Annotated in this window: 1 pseudogene and 1 other annotated feature; the pseudogene reads left to right on the plus strand. The window is 64.0% G+C overall.

From position 1 onward, the window contains the following. Positions 1 to 1170: pseudogene (locus tag PAM7066_RS18415) on the plus strand (IS3 family transposase); the annotation flags it as partial. Then, positions 279 to 402: a sequence feature (AL1L pseudoknot), on the plus strand. (Overlaps the previous pseudogene by 124 nt.) Positions 1171 to 1210: the final 40 nt, after the last annotated feature.

Below are 1210 nucleotides of genomic sequence, written 5' to 3' on the forward strand. Positions count from 1 at the left end.
TCCGCGAGCGGGCTGTGCAGATGGTTGCGGACCATCTCGATGGCTACAGCACTTTGACGGCGGCGGTGCGCGACATTGCCCGGAAGCTTGGCTGCTCCCCGGATAGCTTGCGGGTCTGGTACAAGAAGGCCCTGCGTGACGTGGGCAAGAAAGCCGGGCCGACCGGCGCAGAGAAGGCCCGGATAAAGGAGCTGGAGCGCGAGGTGCGCGAACTGCGCCAGGCGAACGAGATCCTGAAGAAGGCCAGTGCGTATTTTGCCCCCGCTCTCACACATGCAAGCATGTGTTGCCGCGCAGCGGGACGGAGCTCGACCGCCCGTTCCGCAAGTGACTGCATTCATGGATGATTTCCGGGAGGGGTTCGGGGTCGAGCCGATCTGTCGCGAGCTGCCGATCGCCCCGTCCACTTACTATGAACGGAAGGCGATCGCCCGGGACCCTTCGCGGGCGTCCAAACGCGCCCGGCGCGATAACGCGCTGCGAGAGAAGATCCGGAGGGTCCGGTCGGACAATCGCGGGCTCTACGGCGCCCGGAAGGTCTGGCATGTCCTGAGGCGCGAGGGCGTCGCTCAGGCCGATGGCGCTCCAATGACGACTGTCGCGCGCTGTACGGCGGAACGGTTGATGCGCGAGATGGGCCTGCAGGGCGTGGTGCGCGGCAAGAAGGTCGTTACGACGAACCCGGACGCGGCGCGGCCCTGTCCGGACGACAAGGTCAACCGCGCCTTCCATGCCGACCGTCGGATCGTGGGCTGGCGGGTATCGACCTCGATGACCGGCCAGTTTGTCCCCGATGCACTCGAGCAGGCGCCATGGCAAAGAAAGCCCATGGGGAACAAGAGCTTGATCCATCACTGGGACCGCGGGTCGCAGTATCCTTCCATCAAGCACTCTGAACGGCTGGCAGATGCAGAGGTCGATCCATCCGTCGGCACGGTGGGTGACTCATACGATAACGCGCTCGCGGAAAGCGTCATCGGCCTGTTCAAGACCGAGGTCATCAAGCAGTTCGGGCCCTGGAAGACCATGCAGGCGGTCGAATGGGAGACCTTCCACCGGGTAGATCGGTACAACGAGCATCGGCTCCTGAGCTCGCTAGGTTACATGCCGCCGGCAGAGGCTGAGAGACGACATCTTGAACAGCCCCAACCCCGCGATAAGGTCGCCTGACCCGTTGAACGAAACGCTCTCCGGTAAAGCCGGGGCGGTT

This window comes from Palleronia marisminoris, assembly GCF_900172315.1.
In the GTDB taxonomy this organism is placed as follows: domain Bacteria; phylum Pseudomonadota; class Alphaproteobacteria; order Rhodobacterales; family Rhodobacteraceae; genus Palleronia; species Palleronia marisminoris.